Origin of the sequence: Mycobacterium sp. OTB74 (genome assembly GCF_029892685.1) — a bacterium.
GTDB lineage: Bacteria > Actinomycetota > Actinomycetes > Mycobacteriales > Mycobacteriaceae > Mycobacterium.
The window spans coordinates 281,359-304,860 of record NZ_JARXVD010000002.1; the positions used below are offsets into that span (position 1 = coordinate 281,359).

Annotated in this window: 24 protein-coding genes and 1 pseudogene; 10 read left to right on the forward strand and 15 right to left on the reverse strand. The window is 66.3% G+C overall.

Annotation, left to right across the window (positions count from 1 at the left end):
- Positions 1-7: 7 nt before the first annotated feature.
- Positions 8-412, forward strand: a complete 405-nt coding sequence (locus tag M2432_RS04495; RefSeq protein WP_280825552.1) for a hypothetical protein — start codon at positions 8-10, stop codon at positions 410-412.
- Between the two features lie 36 nt (positions 413-448).
- Here M2432_RS04495 and M2432_RS04500 read toward each other — a convergent pair whose 3' ends face one another.
- Positions 449-1,456 carry a class I SAM-dependent methyltransferase gene (locus M2432_RS04500; protein ID WP_280825553.1) on the reverse strand — a complete coding sequence of 336 codons (1,008 nt, stop codon included), beginning with the start codon at positions 1,454-1,456 and terminating at the stop codon, positions 449-451.
- A gap of 233 nt (positions 1,457-1,689) precedes the next feature.
- On the opposite strand from M2432_RS04500, the gene M2432_RS04505 reads away from it, so the two are divergent.
- Together M2432_RS04505 and M2432_RS04510 are read left to right on the forward strand one after the other, a co-directional pair.
- Positions 1,690-2,430: a BglII/BstYI family type II restriction endonuclease gene (locus tag M2432_RS04505; protein ID WP_280825554.1), complete on the forward strand. Its 741-nt coding sequence runs from the start codon at positions 1,690-1,692 to the stop codon at positions 2,428-2,430.
- Positions 2,431-2,516: 86 nt separating this feature from the next.
- Positions 2,517-3,380, forward strand: a complete 864-nt coding sequence (locus M2432_RS04510) for an MT-A70 family methyltransferase (protein ID WP_280825555.1) — start codon at positions 2,517-2,519, stop codon at positions 3,378-3,380.
- A gap of 71 nt (positions 3,381-3,451) precedes the next feature.
- On the opposite strand, the gene M2432_RS04515 is transcribed toward M2432_RS04510, so the two are convergent.
- From M2432_RS04515 to M2432_RS04530, 4 genes are all read right to left on the reverse strand, one after another.
- A complete protein-coding gene (locus M2432_RS04515; RefSeq protein ID WP_280825746.1) occupies positions 3,452-4,294 on the reverse strand; it encodes a glycoside hydrolase family 16 protein in 843 nt (280 codons plus the stop codon).
- A gap of 341 nt (positions 4,295-4,635) precedes the next feature.
- On the reverse strand, positions 4,636-5,082 hold the full coding sequence (locus tag M2432_RS04520; protein ID WP_280825556.1) for a hypothetical protein: 447 nt from the start codon (positions 5,080-5,082) through the stop codon (positions 4,636-4,638).
- Between the two features lie 33 nt (positions 5,083-5,115).
- Positions 5,116-5,376 carry a hypothetical protein gene (locus M2432_RS04525; protein ID WP_280825557.1) on the reverse strand — a complete coding sequence of 87 codons (261 nt, stop codon included), beginning with the start codon at positions 5,374-5,376 and terminating at the stop codon, positions 5,116-5,118.
- A 113-nt stretch (positions 5,377-5,489) separates the two neighbouring features.
- A complete protein-coding gene (locus M2432_RS04530) occupies positions 5,490-7,496 on the reverse strand; it encodes an Hsp70 family protein (protein WP_280825558.1) in 2,007 nt (668 codons plus the stop codon).
- A gap of 146 nt (positions 7,497-7,642) precedes the next feature.
- On the opposite strand from M2432_RS04530, the gene M2432_RS04535 reads away from it, so the two are divergent.
- Positions 7,643-8,104 (forward strand): nuclear transport factor 2 family protein, encoded by a 462-nt coding sequence (locus tag M2432_RS04535; protein ID WP_280825559.1) that lies wholly within the window; start codon positions 7,643-7,645, stop codon positions 8,102-8,104.
- A gap of 46 nt (positions 8,105-8,150) precedes the next feature.
- Here the strand turns inward: M2432_RS04535 and M2432_RS04540 are convergent, their stop codons facing one another.
- Together M2432_RS04540 and M2432_RS04545 are read right to left on the reverse strand one after the other, a co-directional pair.
- Positions 8,151-8,804: a L,D-transpeptidase family protein gene (locus M2432_RS04540; protein WP_280825747.1), complete on the reverse strand. Its 654-nt coding sequence runs from the start codon at positions 8,802-8,804 to the stop codon at positions 8,151-8,153.
- 63 nt (positions 8,805-8,867) lie between these two features.
- Positions 8,868-9,563, reverse strand: a complete 696-nt coding sequence (locus M2432_RS04545; protein ID WP_280825560.1) for a phosphatase PAP2 family protein — start codon at positions 9,561-9,563, stop codon at positions 8,868-8,870.
- A 255-nt stretch (positions 9,564-9,818) separates the two neighbouring features.
- On the opposite strand from M2432_RS04545, the pseudogene M2432_RS04550 reads away from it, so the two are divergent.
- The 3 genes and pseudogenes from M2432_RS04550 to M2432_RS04560 all read left to right on the forward strand — a co-directional run.
- A pseudogene (locus M2432_RS04550) lies at positions 9,819-10,649 on the forward strand (hypothetical protein); the annotation flags it as partial.
- Positions 10,650-10,673: 24 nt separating this feature from the next.
- Positions 10,674-11,159: a hypothetical protein gene (locus tag M2432_RS04555; protein WP_280825561.1), complete on the forward strand. Its 486-nt coding sequence runs from the start codon at positions 10,674-10,676 to the stop codon at positions 11,157-11,159.
- 30 nt (positions 11,160-11,189) lie between these two features.
- The gene (locus M2432_RS04560) at positions 11,190-11,909 is read left to right on the forward strand and encodes a CoA pyrophosphatase (protein WP_280825562.1); all 720 of its coding nucleotides are present in this window, start codon (positions 11,190-11,192) and stop codon (positions 11,907-11,909) included.
- A 45-nt stretch (positions 11,910-11,954) separates the two neighbouring features.
- On the opposite strand, the gene M2432_RS04565 is transcribed toward M2432_RS04560, so the two are convergent.
- Positions 11,955-12,728 (reverse strand): trans-aconitate 2-methyltransferase, encoded by a 774-nt coding sequence (locus M2432_RS04565; RefSeq protein WP_280825563.1) that lies wholly within the window; start codon positions 12,726-12,728, stop codon positions 11,955-11,957.
- A 51-nt stretch (positions 12,729-12,779) separates the two neighbouring features.
- Here M2432_RS04565 and M2432_RS04570 point away from each other — a divergent pair, with 51 nt between their 5' ends.
- The 3 genes from M2432_RS04570 to M2432_RS04580 are packed head-to-tail and all read left to right on the forward strand — an operon-like array spanning position 12,780 to position 16,670.
- A complete protein-coding gene (locus tag M2432_RS04570) occupies positions 12,780-13,646 on the forward strand; it encodes an amidohydrolase family protein (protein WP_280825564.1) in 867 nt (288 codons plus the stop codon).
- Positions 13,643-15,436, forward strand: coding sequence for a glycosyltransferase family 39 protein (locus M2432_RS04575; RefSeq protein WP_280825565.1), 1,794 nt, complete (start codon positions 13,643-13,645; stop codon positions 15,434-15,436). Before M2432_RS04570 ends, M2432_RS04575 begins: the two co-directional genes overlap by 4 nt.
- A 31-nt stretch (positions 15,437-15,467) precedes the next feature.
- Positions 15,468-16,670 (forward strand): alpha/beta fold hydrolase, encoded by a 1,203-nt coding sequence (locus M2432_RS04580; protein ID WP_280825566.1) that lies wholly within the window; start codon positions 15,468-15,470, stop codon positions 16,668-16,670.
- On the opposite strand, the gene eccE is transcribed toward M2432_RS04580, so the two are convergent.
- From eccE to M2432_RS04615, 7 genes are all read right to left on the reverse strand, one after another.
- Positions 16,663-17,571: a type VII secretion protein EccE gene (gene eccE, locus M2432_RS04585; protein WP_280825567.1), complete on the reverse strand. Its 909-nt coding sequence runs from the start codon at positions 17,569-17,571 to the stop codon at positions 16,663-16,665. The two genes, M2432_RS04580 and eccE, sit on opposite strands and share 8 nt — an antisense overlap.
- Entirely contained in the window at positions 17,568-18,926 is a 1,359-nt protein-coding gene (gene mycP / locus M2432_RS04590; RefSeq protein ID WP_280825748.1) for a type VII secretion-associated serine protease mycosin, read from the reverse strand. The genes eccE and mycP overlap by 4 nt, the downstream gene beginning before the upstream one ends.
- 17 nt (positions 18,927-18,943) lie before the next feature.
- Positions 18,944-20,359, reverse strand: a complete 1,416-nt coding sequence (gene eccD / locus M2432_RS04595; protein ID WP_280825568.1) for a type VII secretion integral membrane protein EccD — start codon at positions 20,357-20,359, stop codon at positions 18,944-18,946.
- Complete coding sequence (locus M2432_RS04600) at positions 20,337-21,209, reverse strand: ESX secretion-associated protein EspG (RefSeq protein WP_280825749.1); 873 nt, start codon at positions 21,207-21,209, stop codon at positions 20,337-20,339. The genes eccD and M2432_RS04600 overlap by 23 nt, the downstream gene beginning before the upstream one ends.
- A 56-nt stretch (positions 21,210-21,265) precedes the next feature.
- A complete protein-coding gene (locus M2432_RS04605; protein WP_280825569.1) occupies positions 21,266-21,553 on the reverse strand; it encodes a WXG100 family type VII secretion target in 288 nt (95 codons plus the stop codon).
- A 45-nt stretch (positions 21,554-21,598) separates the two neighbouring features.
- A complete protein-coding gene (locus M2432_RS04610; protein ID WP_280825570.1) occupies positions 21,599-21,892 on the reverse strand; it encodes a WXG100 family type VII secretion target in 294 nt (97 codons plus the stop codon).
- 64 nt (positions 21,893-21,956) lie between these two features.
- Complete coding sequence (locus tag M2432_RS04615; protein ID WP_280825571.1) at positions 21,957-23,501, reverse strand: PPE family protein; 1,545 nt, start codon at positions 23,499-23,501, stop codon at positions 21,957-21,959.
- Position 23,502 lies beyond the last annotated feature (1 nt).

A 23,502-nucleotide genomic window follows, 5' to 3' on the forward strand; every position in this document is an offset into this window, starting at 1 on the left:
GTAGAAAATGGAGCAGGCAAACCTCTTTGAGTTCACGGACGGACATGTGGGCGGCGACCAGGTGTTCTACTCGAATACAAGTGACCTCGGACCACCGCAGTTCATCCATGTGTCTTCCGACGGAACACGCACGGTGTTCACCCCGGACCAGATCGATACGCGCACAACCGCACTCGGCATCGAGGTCACGGTTACCCTGGAGAATGTGGTCAACGATCACACCAAAACACTTACGGTGCTGATCCCGGTCACCATGTTGGCGACGGGCGACCGAGTGCTGGTCAATACGCTGGGTGTGGTGACAACCACCACGACGACGTCAGCCGGCCCACCGCCCGGTGTAAGTCAGACGCATCTCGCGCTGGACCTCCACGGCATGGCCAAGCAGGTCGTCTTCCCGACGGGCACTTAGCAAGATAACCGTTGTTTCACAACATGTTTCATTGGGTCATCGACGCTCGCAGGCCCATACCGCGATGCAGCGATCTCTGACGTACCACGTCTGGGCGACTTTGAGATCCAGTGCGCTCGCGAGCCGCGGGCCGTCGTCTGCCGTGCGGGCAACGAAGCGCCAGTTGTAAAGCCAGTCGGCGGGCAGTGAATCGAAATGCCGCCGGTCCTTCAGACAGAAGATCAGCTGGCCGCCTTCGGCGAGGAGCGGAAGGAAGTTTCGCACGGTGTGCAGGAGCAGGTCATCACTCAGATAATCGAAGAGGCCGAACGAGTAGATGATGTCGAACGGACCGTCCGAGCCGACCGCGTCGACCACATCACCGCCTGCAATGGCGTCACCGATCACTGTGCGCACGCGGTGATCCGGCGCGGCGGCGTCGAGTGAAACACGAGCGAACTCGAGGGGACGCGGGTCGCGATCAACGAGAGTGGCTTCCACATTCTGCAGCGCCACAGGACTCATTTCCCGAAGCTCCCGCGCGGCACCGGCAGCGATGGACAGAATCCGCAGCGGGCGGGTGGCAGCTAGGGCGCGCTCCTCAAGCACGCTTGACAGCAGGTCTTTTCGTGCCGTTACCGCCTGGGCGAGAGGAGCGGAAGCAAACCAGGCGTCGGAGTACCGGCCGGCCGCGGTGCGCGAGGTGGCGTGCGGTCGTTGGTCATAGGCGAGCTCCAGGATCGCGTAGTCGCCCGGATATCCGAATGGCCGGGTCAGCGCATGGCGGGCCGTGCCGCAGACTTCGTAAAAGCGCTCAAAGCCTCGCCTCGCCGCTGCGCCCAGCGATCGGAACGCCTCGACATCGTCCACGAACATGCGTGCGGTCTGAACGGCGCGCGAACCGATGAAATCGGCGTGCGCGACCTCGATCGCGGCAACCGACGAAGCCCGAATCACCCGCTCAGAGAACGCGGCCGCTGCCGCCGTGACCGCCGGCTCGAGCGCGGCTATCGCCGGACCATCCGGTGCGACTTGGGGTTCCGTCATTATGAACGTGTCAACCATGCCATCGACTCCTCAGTCGCCAAGGGTTTGTTGTGGACCCGGCCACAATCGCACCGCAACAGCCGAGCGGGCTCAGTAGTCGACTACGCGAATTTCCAAGGTGGGCCGGGTGGGCTGCACAGTCCTTCGGAAGGGATTTCACAGCCTTCCTCGCGGCCTGCAGTGGACGAGTGGCTTCGTGCCGATGTCCGCTGTGGCGGCTGCTCCTTGGCGACCACTGCTACCGTCGCTTCGTGGACCTGACCGACTCGTACATCCGGGTGCTGCCCCTGCACATCCGGGACCGCTACGAGTTCATCGAAACCCGCAATGCCGCCGCCGTGCTGGCCGCCACCAACCCGCAGCGGTTCGACGAGCTGCTCTCCACTCTTGACGAATTCCATTTGCGGACAGAAGATTTGGTTCTGCCCGGCGGGCAAGAGACCGAACTTGCCGCCCGTCTCAACGCGTCATTCCGCAACAGAGGGTGGCGCGAGGCTCGGGTCGACACCCGAATCCGCCTGGAACTGCGCAAGATGCCATACAAGCCGGCCGGCGAAACGCACCCCAGCGTCGATGAGACCGAGGTGTTCAACGAGGGCTACAAAGTGGACAATTTCGTCGACCGGCTGGCACTCGACGTGGAATGGAATGCCAAGGACGGCAACCTGGATCGCGATCTGAGCGCCTACCGCGCACTGTATGACGCGGCGCTGATCGACGTCGCCGTGATGATCACCCGCACCCAGACGGACCTGCGCACACTGGGCTATCGGCTGGGCATCGAGGCGGGCATGGACGACGAGCGGGCCCGCAAGATTCTGGGCACCACGACCACCACCAACACCGAGAAGCTGCGGCCCCGGATGCAGCGTGGCGACAGCGCCGGCTGCCCCCTGCTGGCGGTGGCGATCTGCGCCCACACCTGGCGCGAAGGCACCTCGGAACCGGAAGGCACCGACGACACCGGACTCGCTGGTCTTTGGGAGCCGTGAACTGTCGGTCCCATCGCCTACGATGCCGATAAAGATCTTCTTTGTTCGATGAAGATCTAGTTCGGATACCCATAGGAGTGGACAACGTGGCGAAGGTTCGCGACCAGGCAGGCGAGCAACCCAAGTCCGCTGCCCTGCGTGACATCGCCGCGCCGCCGCCACTGCCGACTATTGAGGGTGGCTGGAAGACCGTATTGGCTGATCCCCCTTGGCGTTTCACCAATCGCACCGGCAAGGTCGCGCCCGAACACCGTCGGCTGGACCGGTACTCCACGCTGGATTTGGAGGCCATCTGCGACATTCCGGTGTCCACTGTGGCCGCCCGCGACTCGCATCTGTACCTGTGGGTCCCCAACGCGCTGCTCCCCGAGGGACTGCGGGTCATGGAGGCCTGGGGCTATCGCTATGTCTCCAACGTCATCTGGGCCAAACGCCGCAAGGACGGCGGGCCGGACGGTCGAGGCGTCGGCTTCTATTTCCGCAACGTCACCGAGATCGTGCTGTTCGGCGTCCGCGGCAGCATGCGGACGCTGCCGCACGCCCGCAGCCAGGTCAACATGATCGAGACTCGCAAACGCGAGCACTCGCGCAAGCCGGACGAGCAGTACGACTTCATCGAGGCCTGCTCCCCCGGCCCGCACCTGGAGCTGTTCGCTCGCCATCCGCAGCCGGGCTGGACTGTCTGGGGCGACGAGGCGGCCGAGGAGATCACCCCGCGTGGCCGGGTGCACAAGGGTTACGCCGGCGGCGCGATAGAGCTCCCCAAGGTCACCAAGCATGTCCGGTTGGACCCCGCGACCGCCGAACGCATCGGCAAGGAATTACGCATCCGATACGAGAACGGCGAGAGCATCCGCCAACTCGCCGATGAGACCGGCTACGGCATCACCCGCGTGCGCGGACTGTTGGAGCGCGCCGGCACCACATTCCGCGGGCGTGGCCCGCAGTAAAGGCAAGGGCAGTCAGGCAAGGACGCGCGAACGGCCCCAAAAAAAGAGGCCCTGACGCGTCCGTCGCGGGTCTACCAGACCCGTACGTAGTCGACGAGCATGTCCGCGGGGTAGCTGCCGCCCTTGGGGTCACCACCGCCCGAACCGGCCACCGCCAGGTTCAGCACCGGGAACACCCGGTAGTCGGGCAGGTTGAACGGCCAGTCGTCGATCGAGTTGGCCGGCACCTCGAAGTACGGCGGCAAGCCGTCGACGTAGTCCTGCCAGAAGGACATGCCCTGGTCGTTCCAGGCGACACGCCAGCGATGCCAGCCGCCATCGATGGGGTACGGGTTGGTGGCGAAGGAGGTGCCGTCCGAGCGGGCGTGCACAGTGGTGCCCGAAGGCCACTCGCCATTGCCGTACCACTCGGCCAGATCGATCTCGCCGCCGACGACCGGGTGGTCATTGGACAGCCACCATGCGGGCCAGCAGCCCAGGGTCAGGCAGTCGAACTTGATCCGGGCTTCCCAGGTGGTGTTGATACCACCCCAGAAGGTGCCCTTCACCTTGCCGCTGGTGTATCGCCCGTTGCCGTCCCGGGTGGCGCGGATGACCAGATTGCCATTGCCGTCCAGGAAGACGTGGTCGCGGTCGTCGCGGTATTGGCCCATGTTCTCGGGGCGGTCCCAGAACACCGGTTTCTTGATGTACTCGCGGTGCGTTGCGATGTTCCACTTCGACGGGTCCGGTGGCGAACCGGCGGGGCCGTCGAACTCGTCATGGAAGATGTAGTTCTGCGACTGCGCGGCGGGCGGCGCCAACGGTGGCGTCGGCCGGCCCGTACCGGGCACATCAGCGTGGGCCTCAGCGGTTGGCATCGCAGCCGCGAGGAGGCCAATTCCCGACATCAGCATCATGTTGCGTCGATCAATTTCCGGCACGTGCAACATGAAAGCCGTTGAGTCGGCCATTGCGCAACTCCCGACATGCCGAACATCACTGGCCACACCCGCCTCAGCGGCGCAATGGGCACCAATGCAGCAAACACCTACCGCTCACACTTAGCAAAGTTCAAGACAAGACAGTCGCATTTGCACCATGCGGAGCAAATACAGCAAAACGTCAGGCACGCCGGTGACTGCGCAAAACAATTCCGTCTCGCCCGCCGGGTAGCGGGCGAAATGAACCCGAAATCGCAAGGACTCCCGAAATGGAAAAAGACGGGTGGTCACGCCTCGCGTGACCACCCGCTCAGATGTACAACCAGGAAGGATCAGCCGCCTTGGCCGGCAGCCGCAGCTGCCTCCGCAGCCGCCGCGGACTCCGACGCCGCGACAGAGGCAGCCGACGCCGTCAACGACACCGCGGCCTGCGAACCCACCGGGCTGCCCGCCGAATTACCCGGAGCCTCCGCCGATGCCACGATGTTGTCGCAGTTCAACGAGACCAGCACCTGATTACTCGATGAGCCGCTGCTGTTCCGCGGCGCGGCGACCGACCGGGTAACCTGGCTGGTCACAATGCAGTCCGCCCATTGCTTGTGGTCGCCCACGGTGGTGGACACAATCGGGGTGTAGCCCGCCGCACTCAGGTAGGACTGCGCGTCGCTGTACTTGTGACCGACTACGTGGGGCGGAGTACCGGCCCATGCCGCGCCACTTCCGATCAGGGCAGCGGCACTCAGGGCAACCGACGTGGCAACGCCCAATGCAAGCTTCATGCCTCTCATATTGCCTTAATGCTCAACTGTGCGTCAGTGCTTGATGGGCGGAGTCGCGCTCATGGTTGCCTCGGTGGTCGCCGGCGGCTCCCAGGTCGCGGTCGCGCCTTGGGTCATCCCCGGCACATTGGGCTTGGAGTACACGGTGTTGGTGGGCGAGTCACCCGAACCGGCCACGGCGCTGCCGCTCGGTTCCTCGCTCAGCGTTGTGACCAACGCAGCCATTGCCACCACAGCTGCGGCACCGAGTAACGCCAGTGCACGGACACGCGTTTTTGTCTTGTTCAACTGCATTAGACAACTGTCCCGCATGCCCGCATTCCGCGGCAAACTGCACAGCGCAATATTTACTGTGAACTATCTGTGTACCGCTGGTTCAACAACCGGAGCGCTGGCGGTTGTGGCAGCTAGTAGGGATATTGCGGCTGGTATTGCGGATATTGCTGCTGGGGGTACAGCTGCTGCGGGTACGGCTGTTGTTGCGGGTATTGCTGATACGGATACTGCTGCTGACCCGGGTAGTACGGATTCGTCGGAGCCTGCGATTCGGACGGTTGATCCGGACCCTTGGGCACCTGAATCGGAATGGGCACCGGGACAAACGGCACCCGGATATAGCTCGTCGTCATCGTCGGTGTCTCAGAGGTCGTGGTCACCGGTGACGGCGGTGGGGATGGGGGTGGCGCGGTCGTGGTGACCGGAGGAGGTGTGGTCGTCGGCGCATGAGTCACCGTGGTGTGTGGCGCCGCCGGCGGTGCCGTGTGCGTGACCGTCACCGGAGCTTCGTGAGTCGGCGGCGGAGGGGGTGGCGGAGGTGGCGGCGGCGCGGGCGCCAGTACCTCGCTGGTCACCGTGACAGTGCTGGGCGGCGGCGGAGGTGGCGGCGGAGCCTGCGTGGTCACCGGCGCCGGTGGGCGGCTGGTGACCGGCGGTGGCGCCGGAGCCGGGGCTTCGTTATTGCTACTGGTCAGTGCCACGGTCACACCCCCGACGGCGGCGATAGCCGCGACCGCAGCAATGCCGAAGACCGCCAACGGAAACCGCTGCCAGGCCTTGGAGGGCCCCGCGGTCACCGACCCGGCCGGTCGTACATATTTCGCGACCGCTCGGGTCGTCGTGGTGTCGAGGTAAGGGTCCTGGCCGGTGTAGGGCAACGGTTCGCCGGTGGCGTCGTCATCCTGGGACCAGGCCAGCGCTGCGCTGCCGGCTTTCACCGCACGATCTGCTGCGGTATCGGCAGGCAGGTCCAGGTCGGCCAATGCGGGCGCAGTCGCCGGCCCGGTGTCGGGGCCCAGTTCAGCGACCGCCATGGCCTGGGTGCCGTCCAGCAACACCGCGGGTGCCATCCCGGTGCGGGCATCGGCGTCGGCCCCGTACACCGCGAACAGTGCGGCACCGACCGCTGCATCGAGCGCTGGCTGCCCGGTGGTCACCACCGCACTGCCCACCCGCTTGGCCCGCACATGTTCGGTCAGCAGCCGGGATACCAGCGGAACCCGTGCCCCGCCGCCCACCGCCACCACCGAGGTGATGTCGTTCCAGCCAATGCTGTTGCGCTGCAACAGGTCATCGAGTTCGTCGAGGACACCCTGCAGCGGTTCGGTCAGCAGCGAATCCAACTCGGCCCGGCTGATCTGAACCGTGTCGCTATGGGCCGGGATGTCCACCGGGATGGTCGCAGTCTCGTCGTCGGACAGTTGTTCCTTTGCCGCACGGCATGATTCGCGTAGCGCCTCCAGTGAGCTGACGGCCGCGGTGCCTTCGGCGTCGGCGGCCCCGGAACCCGCCGAGATGCCGTCGAGAACATGCCCCATCAGCAGCTGGTCGACGTGCGCACCGGAAAACTCGGTGTAGCGCTTGGTCTCGATGGGCTCGAACGACGACGCGGCATCGGCCAGCGTGATGCTGGTACCCCCACCGCCGAAGTCCAGTAGCGCCGCAAAGCCGGTATCCGACAGCCCCGGGTTGGCGTGTAGCGCGGTCAGCGATGCGACCGCGTCGGATACCAGACGAGCGGGAATCCCGTTGGGCGCCAAGGCTGGATTCGAGCGCATCACGTTCCGCATTGCCCGCAGAGTGGTGGTGTTCCAGTACGCCGGAACGGAAATGGCCAGCTGCCCTGCCGGTGGTTCACCGCCGGCGGCCTCGACCAGCGCGTCGAGCGCCTCGGCGACCAATTGGTCAGCGTGATAGGACGTGCCGTCGGGCGCCACCAACGGAACCGGGTCACCGACCCGGTCGACGAACCCCTTGAGGGTGACCGCCCCGTTGGCGGACCCATTGCAGCAGATACCAACGGTCGGCGCGCGGTCGCTGAACAGACTCAAAACCGCGCGCCGCACAACAGGTGGATCGCCGACACGTGCCGCAACCAGGTTGGTCGTCCCGATCGACAACCCCAGCGGGTCGCTCATAACGCATCCACCCTAGCGCCGCGCGGCGTTACCGCTGGTCCGACACACCACGAACGCCCTTCTCGCAGATTGCTTTTGGTTTGCTGTGCCGGCGCTGTGCACGAAACCAACCGACCGTCGGCACTGGGTGTGTTGCAATGTGCGGCATGAGCGACATCGATGAGATCAAGCAAGTCAAGTACCGGTACCTGCGCGCGCTGGACACCAAGAACTGGGACGAGTTCGCCGCCACGCTCACCGAGGACGTGGCTGGCACGTACGGGTCGTCGGTTGGTGACGATCAACTGAACTTCTCCGATCGGGAATCGCTGGTGCGGTTCATGCGCACCTCGTTGGGGCCGGAAATCATCACCGAGCACCGCGTCACCCATCCTGAGATCGAGGTCGACGGCGACGAAGCGACGGGCACCTGGTACCTCCAGGACCGCGTCATCGCAGCTGACTTCAACTTCATGCTCATCGGCGCCGCCTTCTACCACGATCGCTACCGCCGCACCGCTGACGGCTGGCGCATCTGCGCCACCGGCTACCAGCGCACCTACGATGCGACCATGTCTCTGGAGAACTTGAACTTCAAATTGAAACCCGGTGCCGCCCTTCATATTTGATCCCCCGGCGGGACTTCGTCCCGTCGCCTTCCAACCCTCGCCAGCCCTACTTGGAGACCGCGATAAGTGCACCGGGCTGCAACCACTTCATTACCTTCACCAGTGTGTCGTCGTCGATCGCCACGCATCCGGCAGTCGGACTGCCATCGGTGACGTGCAGGAAGAATGCCCCGCCGTCACCGGGCACCCGCTGCGGGTTGACGCCCATCACCACGGCGTGCTTATAGGGCGCGATGTCCAGGTTCTCGGTGCCGCTCGCCGGGTCCGTGTTGAACGGACATTGCGCCTTCTTACACACCTGCATGGTGTTGTAGGTCGGGCTGTGTACATCACCGTCCCACCAATGGTCGGGCGTCACCTGCACGTACTGCAGGCCGGTTCCAGGGTTGGGTGCAGTGCCGAACGCGAACGGCAGGGTGAAGATGCCCATCGGGGTGGCGCCGTTGCCGTCGTGGCTCTGCGGGACCATGCCGTTGGAGCCGATCTTGGCGGGGATGCCGATGCCGATGGCGTCCCAACCGGCCGCGCCTTTCTGGTACACGTCCATCTTGGCCGACGAACCACCAACACCCACAACGGAAATCACCTGCGTAGCGTTGCCGACCGAGTTCGCGAACCAGGGCGTGACGGTGGCGCTGGCGAACGGCGCCAGCGATACCGCCAGCCCGGCAGCACACAGCAACGCAAGCAGTCGGCGCACCCGTCCATGGTCTGGAACGGTCATACGGGGGTCAAGTCAGGGCGGGTCAAGGTTTAGACACGATCAGGATTCGACGGTGGTACCGCCATCAGGATTCAGCTGGTTCCGGGCGTCGTCTGAAGCCGGCTCGGGCGGCGCCGACGTGACGCGCGAGCCCAGGATCGGCAGACACACCAGAAACCACGTGTAGCCCAGCAGCCATCCGGCCAGCACGTCGCTCGGATTGTGAACGTTCAGAATGACTCGCCCCGCTCCGACCAGCAGCACCACCACGACGGCACTGACGGCGACCACCCGGCGCCAGGTCAGGCCGAGCAACGGCAACAGCACCGCACACAATCCGAGCGCCCCGGCCATGGTGCCCAGAGCGTGGCCGGATGGGAACGACCAGGACGGCTCATGCACCAGCGCGGTCAGCGGTCTGGGCCGTCGCGCGATGTCCTTGCTGATCTCGGTGACGACGCCAGCGAGAGCCACCCCCACCAGCAGGAAGACCGACCGTCGCCAGTGCCGGCGCGCAAGTTCGACAGCCCCAGCGACGACACCGACCAACTCGAAGATGCCCGGGTGGAACACGTCGCACAGCAGATTCCAGCCACGTACCCAGCCGTGATGCGCCATCCCATAGCGGTGCGCCGCGTCCAACAGTGCGTTGTCGAACCAGTCCAGCCAGGACCAGTGCTGCACCCAGCCCAGCCACAACAGGCCGTAGCCGAGCACCGCAGCAAGCCCGGTCAGCCACCTGGTCCGGGTAGTCATCGGCGCTCTCCTCTCCCTACGTCTGCGTCTTCACTCTGCCGCCACGGCGCAGTCGTTCGAGTAGCGGGCACCGTGAACGCAGCCTCAATGGCAGGGGCACACCCCATTGCCAGTCGGAACGTGACCGTCACGGACTAGAAACAATTGACCCATAGCTTCGCTAAACATGACCCAGGAGCTCAGTCGCGAGCGGCAGGCCAGCGAAGTGGCCGATACCGAAACCCTTGATCACGACCAGCTAACCGCCACCAGGGAAAGCAGATCGTCGGGCTGTTCCTGGCCGTGTACCTGATCGCCCATGTCGCCGACAGCGCCGGCGTGGCGAACCAGCCGGTGCACCAGTTCCTGGAGATCTACGACAACTTCCTGCCCCGCTGGCTGGCTTTGGTGCTCGCGGTGACGCTGGTGGTGATCAGCCAGATCAAGATCAACGTGACCAACGCCTACTCCGGATCGTTGGCCTGGACCAACTCGTTCACCCGGGTCACCAAGCACTACCCGGGCCGGGTGGTATTCCTCGGGGTCAACCTGGCCATTGCGCTGATCCTGATGGAAGCCAACATGTTTGACTTCCTGAACACCATCCTCGGGTTCTACGCCAACTGCGGTATGGCCTGGATCGTGGTGGTGGCCAGCGACATCGTCTTCAACAAGTTCCTGCTGAAGCTCTCACCCAAGCAGCCGGAGTTCCGCCGCGGCATGCTGTACAACGTCAACCCGGTGGGCTTCGGGTCCATGCTTCTCGCCGCGGGCCTCTCGGTCGTGGCGTTCTTCGGCGGACTCGGTGAGGCATTGCGGCCATACTCGCCGCTGGTGGCGATCGGGCTGGGCCTGGTGCTGCCGCCGCTGCTGGCCATCGCGACCAAGGGCAATTACTACCTGCGGCGTACCGACGACGGCATTGACCTGCCGATGTACGACGAGCACGGCAACCCGTCCGATGCGCACCTGCTGTGCGGCCATTGCCACCACGAGTACGAGCGACCGGACATGCTGGCGGACCCGGCCAACGACGGCGGATACATCTGCTCCCTGTGCCTCTCGACGGACAAGACCGGCGCGCACGTGCTTCTGGCGCAGGACTGAACCCAGCGGGCGTAAGGTGCGGCTATGGCCGTCCTGCTGCGCAAGATGCTGGGCATCGGAACGCTGCCCGAAGACATCCGCGATCAATTGCGGGCCGAGGGCATCATCCATGTCGCTGAGTTCGTGCCGGTGACCTTCCGGCTCGCCGGGCACGTGCCGGGCAAGGTCGCCAAGAACACCATCCGTAGCTTGGTCGGCGCGCTCGTGCTGACCGAGAAGCGGGTGCTGGGCACGCTCTCTTCGGTGCCCAAGAAGGGCGCCAAGACCGTCGACCATGCATGGGACAGCCCGCCGGGAACCATGGTGCGGGCCGAGCTCGACGAGACCGGCCTGCTGCTCGACGCGCCGGACATCTCGCTGATCGACCCGTGCTTCTCGGGCTCGATGTCGTTGCGCTACAAAGCTCCGCTGCCTGAGCCCGTCATAGCTGCCCTGCCGGTGCGCGAGTTCACCTTCAACGTGCCGCACAAGTACGTCTATCTGGCCTGCGGCATGCCTCCGACCGCTTGAGCCGCACGGCCCGGCGTAGTGTCCGGAACCGTGACCATCCCTTACGACGACGAACTGCGCGAGCGGATCCGCTCCCACCTGGCCGGGCACCGGCGTCGGGTGGTCGACGACCCGACCAAGCGGCACGCCGCGGTGGCCGTCGTGCTGGTGGACTCCGAGCCGGGCGAGGATCGGATCGATCCGGCTCCGGTTGACGACTGGATCGACGGACGGGAGATGCCCGAGCAGGGCTTGGACGGCCGCATGGTCGACGTCGCCGGTGGCGCGGCATTCCTGTTGTGCCGCAGGACATCCCGATTGAGCTCCCATTCCGCCCAGTGGGCCCTGCCGGGCGGCCGGCTGGATCCGGGCGAAACAGTGGTGGAAGCGGCGCTGCGCGAACTGCACGAGGAGGTCGGCACCGAGTTGCCGGCCGACTCCGTGTTGGGCCTGCTCGACGACTACCCGACCCGCTCTGGCTACATCATGACGCCGGTGGTGATGTGGGGCGGCGGCCGGCTCGACCCGCGCCCGGCGCCCGATGAGGTGGTGGCCGTCTACCGGATCGGGCTGCACCAGTTGCAGCGCGCGGACTCCCCGCGGTTTGTGTCGATTCCCGAGAGCCCTCGCCCGGTGGTGCAGATTCCGTTGGGCAACGACCGGATTTTCGCGCCCACCGGAGCGATCCTGCTTCAGCTGCGCTGGCTGGGGCTGGAGGGCCGCCCTGACCCGGTGGACGAGCTGGAGCAGCCGGTCTTCGCCTGGCAGTGATTTGTGCACGATTTTCGGCGCTCACCGCACCAAATCGTGCACAAATCACGCTTTTGCGGGCACCTGAGCGACCACGAAGATGCGGCGGAACGGGAAGAACGTCGTGCCGTCGGGCTGCGGCGGATATGCCTCTGCCAGCACCGGGATGATCTGTCGCCGATACTCCTCCCAGGCGTCATCGGTCAGCCCGGCGCGCACGTCGGTCAACGCTGTGCCGGTGATCCAGTCCAGCACCGGCGTCGGCCCACTCAAATGATGTAGGTACGTGGTCTCCCACGCATCGACCGCGCAGCCCTCGGCGGTCAGCAGCGCGGCGTAGCCCGCCGGGTCCTCGACCACCTTGCCTTCGCGGAACGTGAAGTCCGCCAATGCGCCGGCAAACGGCTCCCGGCGGGCCACCTCCCGCACTGCCCGATGCGACGGCGAGTCGAAGTTGCCCGGCACCTGGAACGCCAACCAGGCGCCTTCCGGCAGCGCGGCGACCCAGCGCCGCAACAGCTCGCGATGATTCGGAATCCATTGCAGCACAGCATTGCTCACCAGAACATCGGTGTCCGGGCACGGCGACCAGTCGCTCGCGTCGACCACCTCAGCGTCGATTCCTCTGGCGCGTGCCGCCGCCACCATCTCCGGTGAGCTGTCCAGCGGTTCGAGCGCCGCACCCGGCCACCGCTGCGCCAGCGTGGCGGTCAGATTGCCCGGCCCGCAGCCCAGATCCACGACCCGCCGCGGCATCTGCGCACCGACCCGGGCCAGCAGGTCATAGAACGGTCGCCCACGGTGGTCGGCGAAGGCCAGGTACACATCTGGGTTCCACACACGTCCATCCTGCCGCGGGCGGCAATGCGTGGCCTGCCATTCTCTTAGGTGATGGACGAGTCAGTACGCGAAATTTGGCAGTCACTGGGCCTTCCCGGCCTGGTAGATGTGCACACCCACTTCATGCCCAAGCCCGTCATGGACAAGGTGTGGAAGTACTTCGACGACGCCGGGCCGCTGGTCGGGCGCACGTGGCCGATCACCTACCGCACCGAGGAGCAGCACCGGCTGCAGACCCTGCGCGGGTTCGGGGTGCTGGCGTTCACCTCGCTGGTCTATCCGCACAAGCCCGAGATGGCGGCGTGGCTGAACCAGTGGGCCGCGCAGTTCGCCGCCGACACCCCGGACTGCCTGTCCACTGCGACGTTCTTTCCTGAACCCGGTGCGGCCGCCTATGTGACCGACGCCATCGCCGGCGGCGCCCAGGTGTTCAAGGCGCATGTTCAGGTCGGCGGTTACCACCCGTCCAACCCTCTGCTCGACGACGTCTGGGGCACCATCGACGACGCCGGTGTTCCGGTGATCATCCACTGCGGCTCCGGACCGCAGCCCGGTGCGCATACTGGGCCCAAACAAATCCGCATGGTTCTGGACCGGTACCCCGGCCTGAAACTGATCGTGGCGCACATGGGTATGCCCGAGTACAGCGACTTCCTTGACGTGTGCGAGCAATTCGACGAGGTGCGACTGGATACCACCATGGCGTTCACCCCGTTCGTAGAAGAAACCATGCCATTCCCGCCGGCCGAGATGCCGCGGTTGCAGGCGCTTGGCGATCGCATCTTGTTCGGTAGCGACTTCCCGAACATCCCCTACCGATACGCCGACGCCATCGGGGTGCTCACCGAGCTGGTCGACGATGACTGGTTGCGAAAAGTGCTGTACCACAATGCAGCTGACCTGTTCGACTTGACGTGACGAAGCTCCGCACGCACGGCGCGCTCGTCGTACTCCTGGCAGCAACCGCGGTGCTATATCTGTGGGGGTTGTCAGCCAGCGGTTACGGGAACACCTACTACGCCGCGGCGGCGCAGGCCGGCGCGCAAAGTTGGTCGGCGTGGTTCTTCGGATCGCTGGACTCGCAGAACTTCATCACGGTCGACAAGCCACCGGCGTCGCTGTGGCCGACCGGACTGGCCGTTCGGGTGTTCGGACTGAGCAGCTGGTCGGTGCTGGTCCCGCAGGCGCTGATGGGTGTGGCCGCGGTTGGTGTGCTGTATTCGACTGTGCGACGGTCGATCTCCGATCCGGCCCTGGCGCGGGCGGCCGGACTGCTGGCGGGTGCGACGTTGGCCTCGACCCCGGCCGCGGCCCTGATCTTCCGGTTCAACAATCCAGATGCCCTGCTGGTGCTGCTGCTGACGGCGGCGGCGTATGGCATGACCCGTGCGGTGGCCGCCGGTTCGTGGCGGTGGCTGACAGTTTCCGGATTTGTCTTGGGCACCGCGTTTCTCACCAAGATGCTGCAGGCGGTACTGGTTCTTCCCGGGTTCGTATTGAGCTACCTGCTGCTGACGCAGCTCAATTGGCGACGGCGACTGCAGCATCTGGCCATCGGTGCCGCTGCCCTGGTTGCCGGGGCCGGTTGGTGGGTGCTGATCGTGTCGCTGATCCCGCCGGGCTCGCGCCCGTACGTCGGCAGTTCCCGGAACAACTCGGTGCTGGATCTGGCGTTTGGGTACAACGGGCTCAGCCGGATGGTCGGTCAGGCCGGTACCACGGTCGCAACGTTCCATGCGCCTGCCGCCGCCAGCGGCCTAGCGCGACTGTTCAGCTTCGAGATGGGCAACGAAATCTCTTGGCTGCTACCGGCATCGGCCGTTGCGCTGATCTACGGCGGCTATCTCGCCGGTCGTGGCCGGCTCGACCGCAACGAGCAGGCTTCCCTGCTGCTGTGGGGTTGCTGGCTCGTGGTGGCCGCGCTGGTGCTCAGCTACATGACCGGCACCATCCACCCGTACTACAGCGTGGTACTGGCACCGGCGGTCGCGGCGCTGTGCGCCCTGGCCGCGGCCTGGGCATGGCGCGACCGCACCCGCGTCGACGGCCGCCTGGCGCTGGTGCTGCTCGCTGCCGCGGCCACCGTCTGGCCGGCAGTGTTGTTGCACTACAATCACTTCGGACCTGGTTGGCTGCCGTGGGTGATTGTCGCCGTCGCGGTGGGCGCGGCCGCTGTGGCCGCGCTGTCCGGGCGGTCGGCGGTGGCACTGGTCGCGGTGTTGGCCGTGCTTACCGCACCGCTGTCGTACTCGGTTGCCACCGCCCGGACTCCACACCACGGCGCGTCACCGGTTGCCATGCTCCCCTCCCACGTGCGCGACGCCGGTTGGCCGGGTGAGGATGCCGTCAGTCCAGAACTGGCCGAGCTGCTTCGGGGGACCCGCACTCAATGGTCGGCCGCCACAAACGGTGCGCAATCAGCGGCGGCGCTCGAGCTCGCGTCAGGTACCGCGGTGCTGGCGGTCGGTGGCTGGAGCGGCGATCCGGTACCCACGCTGGACCAGTTCATCGACTACGTGCACGCGGGACGCATCAGCTACTACGTAGAGGCCGGCAAGGGCGGATCACCGACCCACGGGAAGGTGCTGCGGGCGCCGAACCACAGTGCGGCTCATACCCGTGAGATCGCAGACTGGGTGGCCGCGCACTACCCGTCGCAGACCATCGGCAACTCGCTGGTCTACCGATTGACCCCGGATTTCGGCTGACGTGGCCCACCGCCGCGGGTTAGCATCGCGCGTGCCCAGTTCGCCGCACAACGACGCGTTCGACCCGCCCGTCCCGGTTCCCGATGTCCGGGGCGCCGACGCCACCGCCCGCGGGCTACCACGGCGAATCGACCTCACCTGGCAGCAGAAGCTGATCGTCGACTCATCGGCCATCGCCGATCTCGGCCTGCGCACGGCAATTGCCTCCGTGGTCGGCGCCGCCATGTTTCCGCGCCTTGCCGGAGCGGTGTTGCGACCCGACGACGTGCGTGCGGAACACGAAGCCATGCGGTTCTATGCCGAACTGGCGGCAACCAAAGACCCGCAGATCTGCTTCCCGGCACCGAGTAAGTCACCGCGAGTGGCCGCACGAACCGCTAATCCGGTGGCCGAGTGGGTGGCTCACGGCCAGGTCCAGAACATCTCGTTCCGAAGCAGTTACGAGGCCATCTACCCGGGGATGCGGGAGCGTCGTCGGAGCTACACCCGCAACAACGTCGTGCACGCCCAGCACTGGAAACACGATGACGGGCCGCACCCGACGCTCTGCCTGATCCACGGATTCATGGGTTCGGCCTACCTGTTCAACGGTCTGTTCTTCGCCCTGCCGTGGTTCTTCCGGTCGGGGTACGACGTGCTGTTGTACACGTTGCCTTTTCACGGTCGTCGGGCTGAGAAGAACTCCCCGTACAGCGGATACGGCTTCTTCATGGACGGTTTCGCCGGCATGGCCGAGTCCATGACGCAGGCCGTGCACGACTTCCGTTCTGTCCTGGACTATCTGGAACACACTGGTGTCGATCGCATTGCGCTGACCGGGATGTCGTTGGGCGGCTACACCTCAGCACTGATCGCCGGGGTCGATGACCGCATCCAAGCGGTCATCCCCAACGTTCCGGTGGTGGCGCCGGACCAGACCATCGATGAGTGGTTCCCGGCAAGCGTGCTGGTGAAGCTGGCCAACCGGGTGTCCCACACCGATCAGGAGCTGGCCGCGGCGGCCGGTCTGTATCACTCGCCGTTGAACTACGCGCCGCTGGTGCCCAAGGACCGTCGGTTGATCATCGCCGGTCTGGGCGATCGACTGGCACCGCCACAGCAGGCCGAAATGCTCTGGGAACACTGGGATCGCTGTGCTTTCCACTGGTTTCCCGGCAATCACATCTTGCATATCAGCCAGCCCGATTATCTGCGCCGTATGACCCGCTTCCTCGGCGAGTTCATGTTCAACTGACCGCGACGGAATCCTCGGCGTTGTGCGGTGCCAGTGCGGCAAGCAGTGCCGCGGTGACCGCTGTCGTCGGCGTTCCGAGACCGCCGGGCGACGCCGGAGCCATGGCCTGCATGAGCGGACGCTGGCGTCCGGGCTGGCACACCAGACCGGACAGCGCCGCGGGTGCGGTGGCCGTCCGCACGGCACAGGCCGCCGAGATCACCGAAGTTGCTGCTTCTCTAGAGAATTCGAGTACCGACCAGCGCTCGGTGTTCGACGCCAATTCGGCTAGGCAGTTCGCTAGCCGCTGGTCCACGGGCAGCCCGTAGGCGGTCAGGTAGCCGTCGCTGTCCCGTACCGCGCGCCATTTCTCGCGGGCGCTGGGCTGCAGCAACGTGGGAGCCGAATCGGCAGCGAACACTTGCAACCCGGCCTCACGCAGTTGGTCGGCGAGCCGACGGGCTACCTGCTGCGCAGCGTCAGCCAGCGGGAGTTCCGATGATCGTGCTTGCAGCGCGGCGATGTTCGGCTCTGCGGCGATGGTGACGCTGACCCAAGCCTGATGCGTGTCGTCCACCTGATGCTCGGTGACCCGAACGGACTTACAGCGGATGCCGTAGCGGTCCACGTACGCGGCGATCAACGGCAGGGTCTGATACGGGAATCTGTCGTCGGTCTGGACCTTCAGCACCACGGTCATCGCGTCAGCAGCTGACGTGGCCTCCCCAGCCAGATTGCGGCGCCACACCGCGAATCGCCTGGCCAGCATGGTGGTGACGAAAAGACCTCGCCACCAGGCAAACACGATCACCAGTACGCCGGCGGCAATGCCCAGCACCCACTTGTGCGTCGTGGTGTGCCACGGGTAGGTCATGACTGCGGGGACAATGGCCAGCAATGCCAACGTGATTCGGGCCGTCATCGGGCTCCGTCCTTCCTTCGGTACGCGACGAGCGCGAGCAATGCGACGACCGCCAGCCCCGCGACTCCGGTGAATGCGATAGTCCGCGGCGTGGTGTCCGGCTGGGCCGGCTCCGGTGGCGGAGCCACGACAACGGCCTTCGGGGGTGCGCCCGCCGCCGGCAGATTCCAGGTCAGTGCGGCAACCGGATCGACGATGCCGACACCCACCAGATTGGACGGCGAGCGCGCCGCACCGTGCGCGGTGGCTGTCAGCCGGTGCTTGACTTCCGTGGCATTCAGTGCGGGAAATCGACTGCGCACCAATGCCGCAACGCCGGCCACATAGGCAGCGGCATAGCTGCTGCTGCGCAATGCGAACAGGTCGCCACGCTCGTTGGGCAGGGCATTGGCCAAGCCACCCGCCGCGTTTCCGATCGACGTGATGCCCTCCCCCGGTGCGGCGATGCCGACCCACGGACCGGGCATGGTGAACTCTGACGGTTGCCCGGCCGGATCCAGAGAACCTACCGACAACACATACGGCTGCCACCACGACGGGATCGACACCGACTTGACGCCGGCCCAGTTGCGCGGATCAGTACGCTGCCCGGGATTGTCCAGCGGGTTCGCCTGACACGCCGGACCCCCGGCCAGTCCGGCCTGAACATTGCCGGCGGCCGCGATGATCACCGCATCCTTTTCCTGCGCAGCGTATTTCAGTGCCGCGCCGAGTTCGCTCTGGTCAATGGGACGATCAGCGGGCAGACACGCAACCGCTGTCACCGCGATCACCCGTGCCCCCTGGTCCGCTGCCCGAACCACCGCCCGGGCCAGCGACGCCACCTCGATGGCCGCGCGCGATGCCGCTGGGTCATCGCCGGAACCACGCGGTGAGTACCGCTCGGAGGTCTGCCGGATCGCAATGATCCTGGCCGCTGGGGCGACGCCGGAGAAACCGTCCGGCCCCGGCTGCCCGCCGATCAGGCCGGCCACCAGGGTGCCGTGTCCATCGCAATCGGTAAGTCCGTCAGTGTTTTCCACGAAATCACCGCCGGCGTGGACATTGGGCAGCCGTGGTCCGGGATGTACCCCGGTATCGATCACCGCCACGGTCTGGCCCTCGCCCTTGCTGTAGGTCCGAGCGTCGGTCAGGTTGAGCATCGCCTGCCCCGGTCCCGCGCCCGGGCTGCTGCCCGGCAACACTCCGGCTGTGACGCACGGGCCGCGCTGCCCCATCGGAGCGACCGGACCGGTACCGCCGGACGGCGGCGCGGCGTGTTCGTCGACATGCGGTGGCGCCACCGCGCCCGCGGTCGGCACAGCGCTCGCCGAGACTGTAAGAACCGTTGCCAGCAGCGAGATTCCGCGGCGGATGCGGGTTGCCACGACCGTCACCGGGTGATGACCCAGGTGAACAGGCCCACGAGGTAAGCCAGCACCGGGATCAGCGAAGCGTCCAAAGCGGTAGCGGCGAAGCCGACCAGTCGGCGCATCGGCAGCGAGTAGGTCTGTGGCTCAGCCACCTGCGGGTACAGCGCGGCAACCGCCCACACCAACACGAGCACGGCCAGAGCACCCAGCGCCCACGACGCAGCCGAATACCGACCGGCGGCAACAAACACCGAAAGCAACACTGTGGCAACCAGATACGGGTGGCTCAGCAGCCATGCCTTGCACGGCACCGAATCCCAGATCCGGGCCCGCAGCGTGGTCGCCAGCGCGGCGGCTGCCGCCACGTACCAGGCCCACGGTGACGGATGCGCCCCGGACACCAGGACCACCGATCCGGCCGTCAGCACCAGCACGGCACCAGCCAGGAACCCGGTCTGATGCGCGTCACACACTCGGACGCGACGCGGCAGATCGGCCAGCACGGAACGCGGCAGGGCCGACGGCGTTGGATCACCCGGGGCAGGGATGTTAGGCAGCGGGAATCGCGCCCACACCGTCGACAGTTGCGCAGCCTGGACCATGGCCAGTAGCGCGAAAACCACCAGCACACTGCCGATCACGGTGTTGCTGAGCTGCCACATCGAGGCGGCCCCACCGACCACGGCACCGGCGATGCCGATCACTGTCGTCGCGGTGAAGGCTGCGACCGCCTGCTGACCGACGGCAATGCTGATGATCGACCACGCCGCTACCGCCGCGGCACCGAGCAACAGTCGGGACGGGCCGGAATGGCCGGGTACCGCCAGCGCGAAGGCCGTCCCGATCGGCAGCAGCGCACTCAGGCTGAGCGCCGTCGACAGCCGCGGCTCGGCCGGTTTGGCCAGCAGCGTGACCACCACCGTCAGGACGGCCACCGCGCTCACCGTGGCCAGCCCGGCGAAGTGGCCGGTGTGAATCTGCACGAGGGCCGCCAGCGCGGTGGCCAGCACCACCAGAGCGACCAGGGCCCACGCGGCACCGCGACGAATATGTGTTTCGCCCCAAGGCTTCTCCCGCGCCGCCGAGAAGATCGCGGCGGCATCGGCGATGTCCTCGACGATGCGCGGCGCCGGCGGTCCGGCGGGCACGGGCTGCAATGCGAGCAGGTCACCGTCGACGACGCCAACCGTGTCCAGGGTGGCGTCCAAGCTGTACGGGGCGCCACCGATCGGAGCCAGAGACAGCTCCTTGAGCTCTGTGAGCTCGGCAGCCGGGGTGACGATGCGGCGCACCGCGGGCACGATCTCGCGCAGCGGGAGGCCGGCCGGCAACGCCACATCGGTGAGCCGGCCACCACCGCTATGTGTATCGCCCGCGGCGAGTACCGCCACCCGCACGATGGGCATCGCGGTACTACCAGACGTGTTCTGGGACATGTTCTTTCCGTTCTGCTGTCGAGGTCTCGAAGTCTCGGGTCAGGTTCGCCGTAGGGAACCAGGGGCCGTCCGGCAGGGCCGCGGTCAGCCGCTGCACGGCAGTGGCGATGGCCAGGTCGGTGCCCGGGGTGAAGGTTGAAATCCAGATGCCGTCAGCGGCTTTCAGCGGCGTGACCAACACGCGACCGGCCGCGGTGTCGACGATGCTCACACCGATGTCGGTGCTGATCCGGTGGCCGTCCCTGTGGTCTCCCGCGACGATCTCCACGTAGCTACGCCCGGGCGCGAACGCAGCCCGGACGACGGCATGCGCCGCGGGCGGGATCCCGAGGTATTCCATGACCTCGTCGAGGGTTTCGCCGCGGCGTAATCGTTCGTCGGCCCGGGCCCCGATGTGAGCGGGCACCGTGAACTCGGCGAAGCGCGCGGCGGCTCGACCGGACAACCCGGCGGTGAGTACCGGCACCATCGCCTCCGGATACCCGATCGCCAGTTCACTACAGGTCACGAGGTCTTCGCTGCGCAGGGCCGCCACGGTGGCGTCGCCTCGACGGGCGAGCAGTCCGCGCAGCATGGCGCCGGACCCGGACACCCAGCGCAGCTCAAGCCAGCGTCGCGGTCGACATACGGTGCGAATCCATTGCGCGACTGCGGGATTCACCGCACCATCAGCGCTCAGCACAGCCATCCGGGTCAGCGTGGCGACCTGCTCCGCTTCGAAGCCGGCCCGATCCGAGGGCTCACTGTACGGCTGAGTGATGGCCAGCACCCACGGAAAGCTCACGGCGCCGAGGCGATCCGCGAGAAACCAGGCCTGCGCTGCGGTCAACTCGCAGGCCGTGGGCGGGATTTCGGCGCGCTCCGTTTCGCCTATCGATACGGACCGCGCCGAAATCGCGGAAGAACTCAGACCCACTTAGCGCCTTCGGACTGGTCGCGCGAGCTCATCGAGAGGGTGTTGGTTTCGTGGGTGCTCGCCATGGCGCGGTACGCCTGCACCAGCTCTTCCATCGCGGTGTTCCACTGCGCCTGCCAAGCCTGGTAGCTGGTCCCGGTATCACCCTGCCAGGCGCCGGCAAGGGCGGCCTGTTCGCTGGCGATGTCCGCACCAACAGCGTGCATCGCCCCTGCGTAAGAGGTCATTTCACCGGCGTGCGCCAGCATTGCCGGGTAGTTGTACATGATCTGAGACATGGGTACTCCTCGATTCGGTGTGGGTTCGGGGCGCGCGGCGGCTGGTTAGACGGACGTATACATGCCTGCGGCGGCGCTGTCCTGCGCGACGTAGGTGCCGGCCGCGTCCCCGAGATTGGCCTGTGCCGTATCGAGCAGTGCATTGACCCGCATCGCGACCTCCATGAAGCGGGCGTGTGCGGCCTGGAACGCAGCGGCCGAGTCGCCCTGGTGGAAGCCCTGCGCCGACTGTGCCGCCTGTTCGGCCTGGCTGATAGTGCTGCGCATCAGTGCCGCCTTCGCCGAGAACGCCGCCTCCGAGGCGACCAGCTGTGGGATGTGTGCGTCGAGCATGCTCATTGTGATTCCTCTCGCGATTGTCCGGATTTGTTTTGATGGTCAAAGGTTTTGCGTCGGCGCGTGGTCAGCGTTCGGTACCGCCTTCCGAAAGCCAGGTGCCGGGCAGCATGGGTTCGGTGGCGCCGTCGCCGGACCCGCCAGCGGTCATCCGGGCCAGCCCAGCGGCATCTAGCCGCTGCTGGGACACGGTGCCGGTGAATCCCATGGGCCCGGCGCTCCGGGTCGATGCCTTTACCTCGGGCCTGTCATCAGATTCCGGGCCGAAGTCCGGATCGACTTCAGAGTTCATGTCCATGTACTCGTCCCGGAACCCACGTTCTTTGGCAGCCCGGCGGCGCCGGGCCCGGCGCCGCTCCGCCGCTGACGCCGCATCCGAAGCCAAAGCAGCAGCAGCGATCCCGGACGCCGGGGCCTTGGCACCACTGCCTTCACGCAGTGTCGGGGTGAACCCACCGCCGGGATCGTCGACGGCCACCGCATACGCCAACATGAGTGCAGGGGCAGGGACGGGAGCGGCAGCCGGCGCGGCCGGGGCGGCCGACACCGAACTCGCCGGGACCCCTGGAGTGGTCGGCACTGTGGGTGCCACGCTGACCACCGGCATGGGGTTGGAGTGCCCGACCCGCAGTTGTGGGGGCGGCTGGAAGGCGTCGGCGACGGCAGGGTCCGGCACCACGTCGGGCTGGATCAGGGCCAACAGGCCCAGGCTGGACAGACCGACCGCGATCAGAGCCGGTCCCCACAGCGGGGTGCTCAGCGCGACCCCCCAGGTGGTCCACCCGACGGGCTGGAAGAACGCTTGGTAGCCCAGCGCGAAAAGCAATGGCCCCCAGGTCGTCAACGCCTCCGACGGGTTGCTCATGAAGTCGAGGAACATCTGTTGGAGCTGACCGGCAGGGTCTTGCAGGAACTTCCAGATCAGGTCCCCACCGGGCAGTGACTCGATGTAGTTCTGCAGGTAGTCGGTGATTGCATCCGAGCTGTCCAGCGACGAGCCCGCATCCGCAGCCTGCGCCTGGGCCGACGCCTGCTGCGCCCCCGCCGTCGCTTGCCCCGCCTCTCCGACTCCCTCGGCCAATACCGTCGGCGCCGTCGTCGTCGTGGGCGCCGCGGCCACCGCCGCCGCTGACACCGCTTGGTAGGTGCTCATCACCGTCGCGGCCTGCAACCACATCCGGGTGTAGTCGGCCTCGTTGAGGGCGATTGGAATGGTGTTGATACCAAAGAAATTCGTAGCCACCAGCGCAGCGTTCGCCACGTGGTTCAGCGCCAATTCGGGCAGCGACGGCATGGTGGCCAGTGCGGTGCCGTAGGCGGCCGCGGCGGTCTCGTGTTGCACCGCATTTGCGGCGCTGTTGGCGCTGGCTTGTGCCAGCCAGGCCAGGTACGGGGCATGCGCTGTCACGTACTGCTCAGCGCTCGGACCCTGCCAAGCACCGGTCTGGACATCACCCAACAACGCGGTGAGTTCAGCTGCAGCCGAGGCATATTCGGCGCTGAGCAACTGCCATGCGGCGGCCGCGGACAGCAGCGATCCCGGACCGGGACCGCTGGACAACAGCGTCGAATGGACCTCCGGCGGTAGCGCCATCCAGATGGGTGCGGTCATC

Bases quoted from the DNA above. Each gene is read 5' to 3' on its own strand.
- M2432_RS04495 (WP_280825552.1), top strand. From the start codon at position 8: ATGGAGCAGGCAAACCTCTTTGAGTTCACGGACGGACATGTGGGCGGC.
- M2432_RS04500 (WP_280825553.1), bottom strand. From the start codon at position 1,456: ATGGTTGACACGTTCATAATGACGGAACCCCAAGTCGCACCGGATGGT.
- M2432_RS04520 (WP_280825556.1), bottom strand. From the start codon at position 5,082: ATGAAGCTTGCATTGGGCGTTGCCACGTCGGTTGCCCTGAGTGCCGCT.
- M2432_RS04525 (WP_280825557.1), bottom strand. From the start codon at position 5,376: ATGCAGTTGAACAAGACAAAAACGCGTGTCCGTGCACTGGCGTTACTC.
- M2432_RS04530 (WP_280825558.1), bottom strand. From the start codon at position 7,496: ATGAGCGACCCGCTGGGGTTGTCGATCGGGACGACCAACCTGGTTGCG.
- M2432_RS04535 (WP_280825559.1), top strand. From the start codon at position 7,643: ATGAGCGACATCGATGAGATCAAGCAAGTCAAGTACCGGTACCTGCGC.
- M2432_RS04545 (WP_280825560.1), bottom strand. From the start codon at position 9,563: ATGACTACCCGGACCAGGTGGCTGACCGGGCTTGCTGCGGTGCTCGGC.
- M2432_RS04555 (WP_280825561.1), top strand. From the start codon at position 10,674: ATGGCCGTCCTGCTGCGCAAGATGCTGGGCATCGGAACGCTGCCCGAA.
- M2432_RS04570 (WP_280825564.1), top strand. From the start codon at position 12,780: ATGGACGAGTCAGTACGCGAAATTTGGCAGTCACTGGGCCTTCCCGGC.
- eccE (WP_280825567.1), bottom strand. From the start codon at position 17,571: ATGACGGCCCGAATCACGTTGGCATTGCTGGCCATTGTCCCCGCAGTC.
- eccD (WP_280825568.1), bottom strand. From the start codon at position 20,359: ATGTCCCAGAACACGTCTGGTAGTACCGCGATGCCCATCGTGCGGGTG.
- M2432_RS04605 (WP_280825569.1), bottom strand. From the start codon at position 21,553: ATGTCTCAGATCATGTACAACTACCCGGCAATGCTGGCGCACGCCGGT.
- M2432_RS04610 (WP_280825570.1), bottom strand. From the start codon at position 21,892: ATGAGCATGCTCGACGCACACATCCCACAGCTGGTCGCCTCGGAGGCG.
- M2432_RS04615 (WP_280825571.1), bottom strand. From the start codon at position 23,501: ATGACCGCACCCATCTGGATGGCGCTACCGCCGGAGGTCCATTCGACG.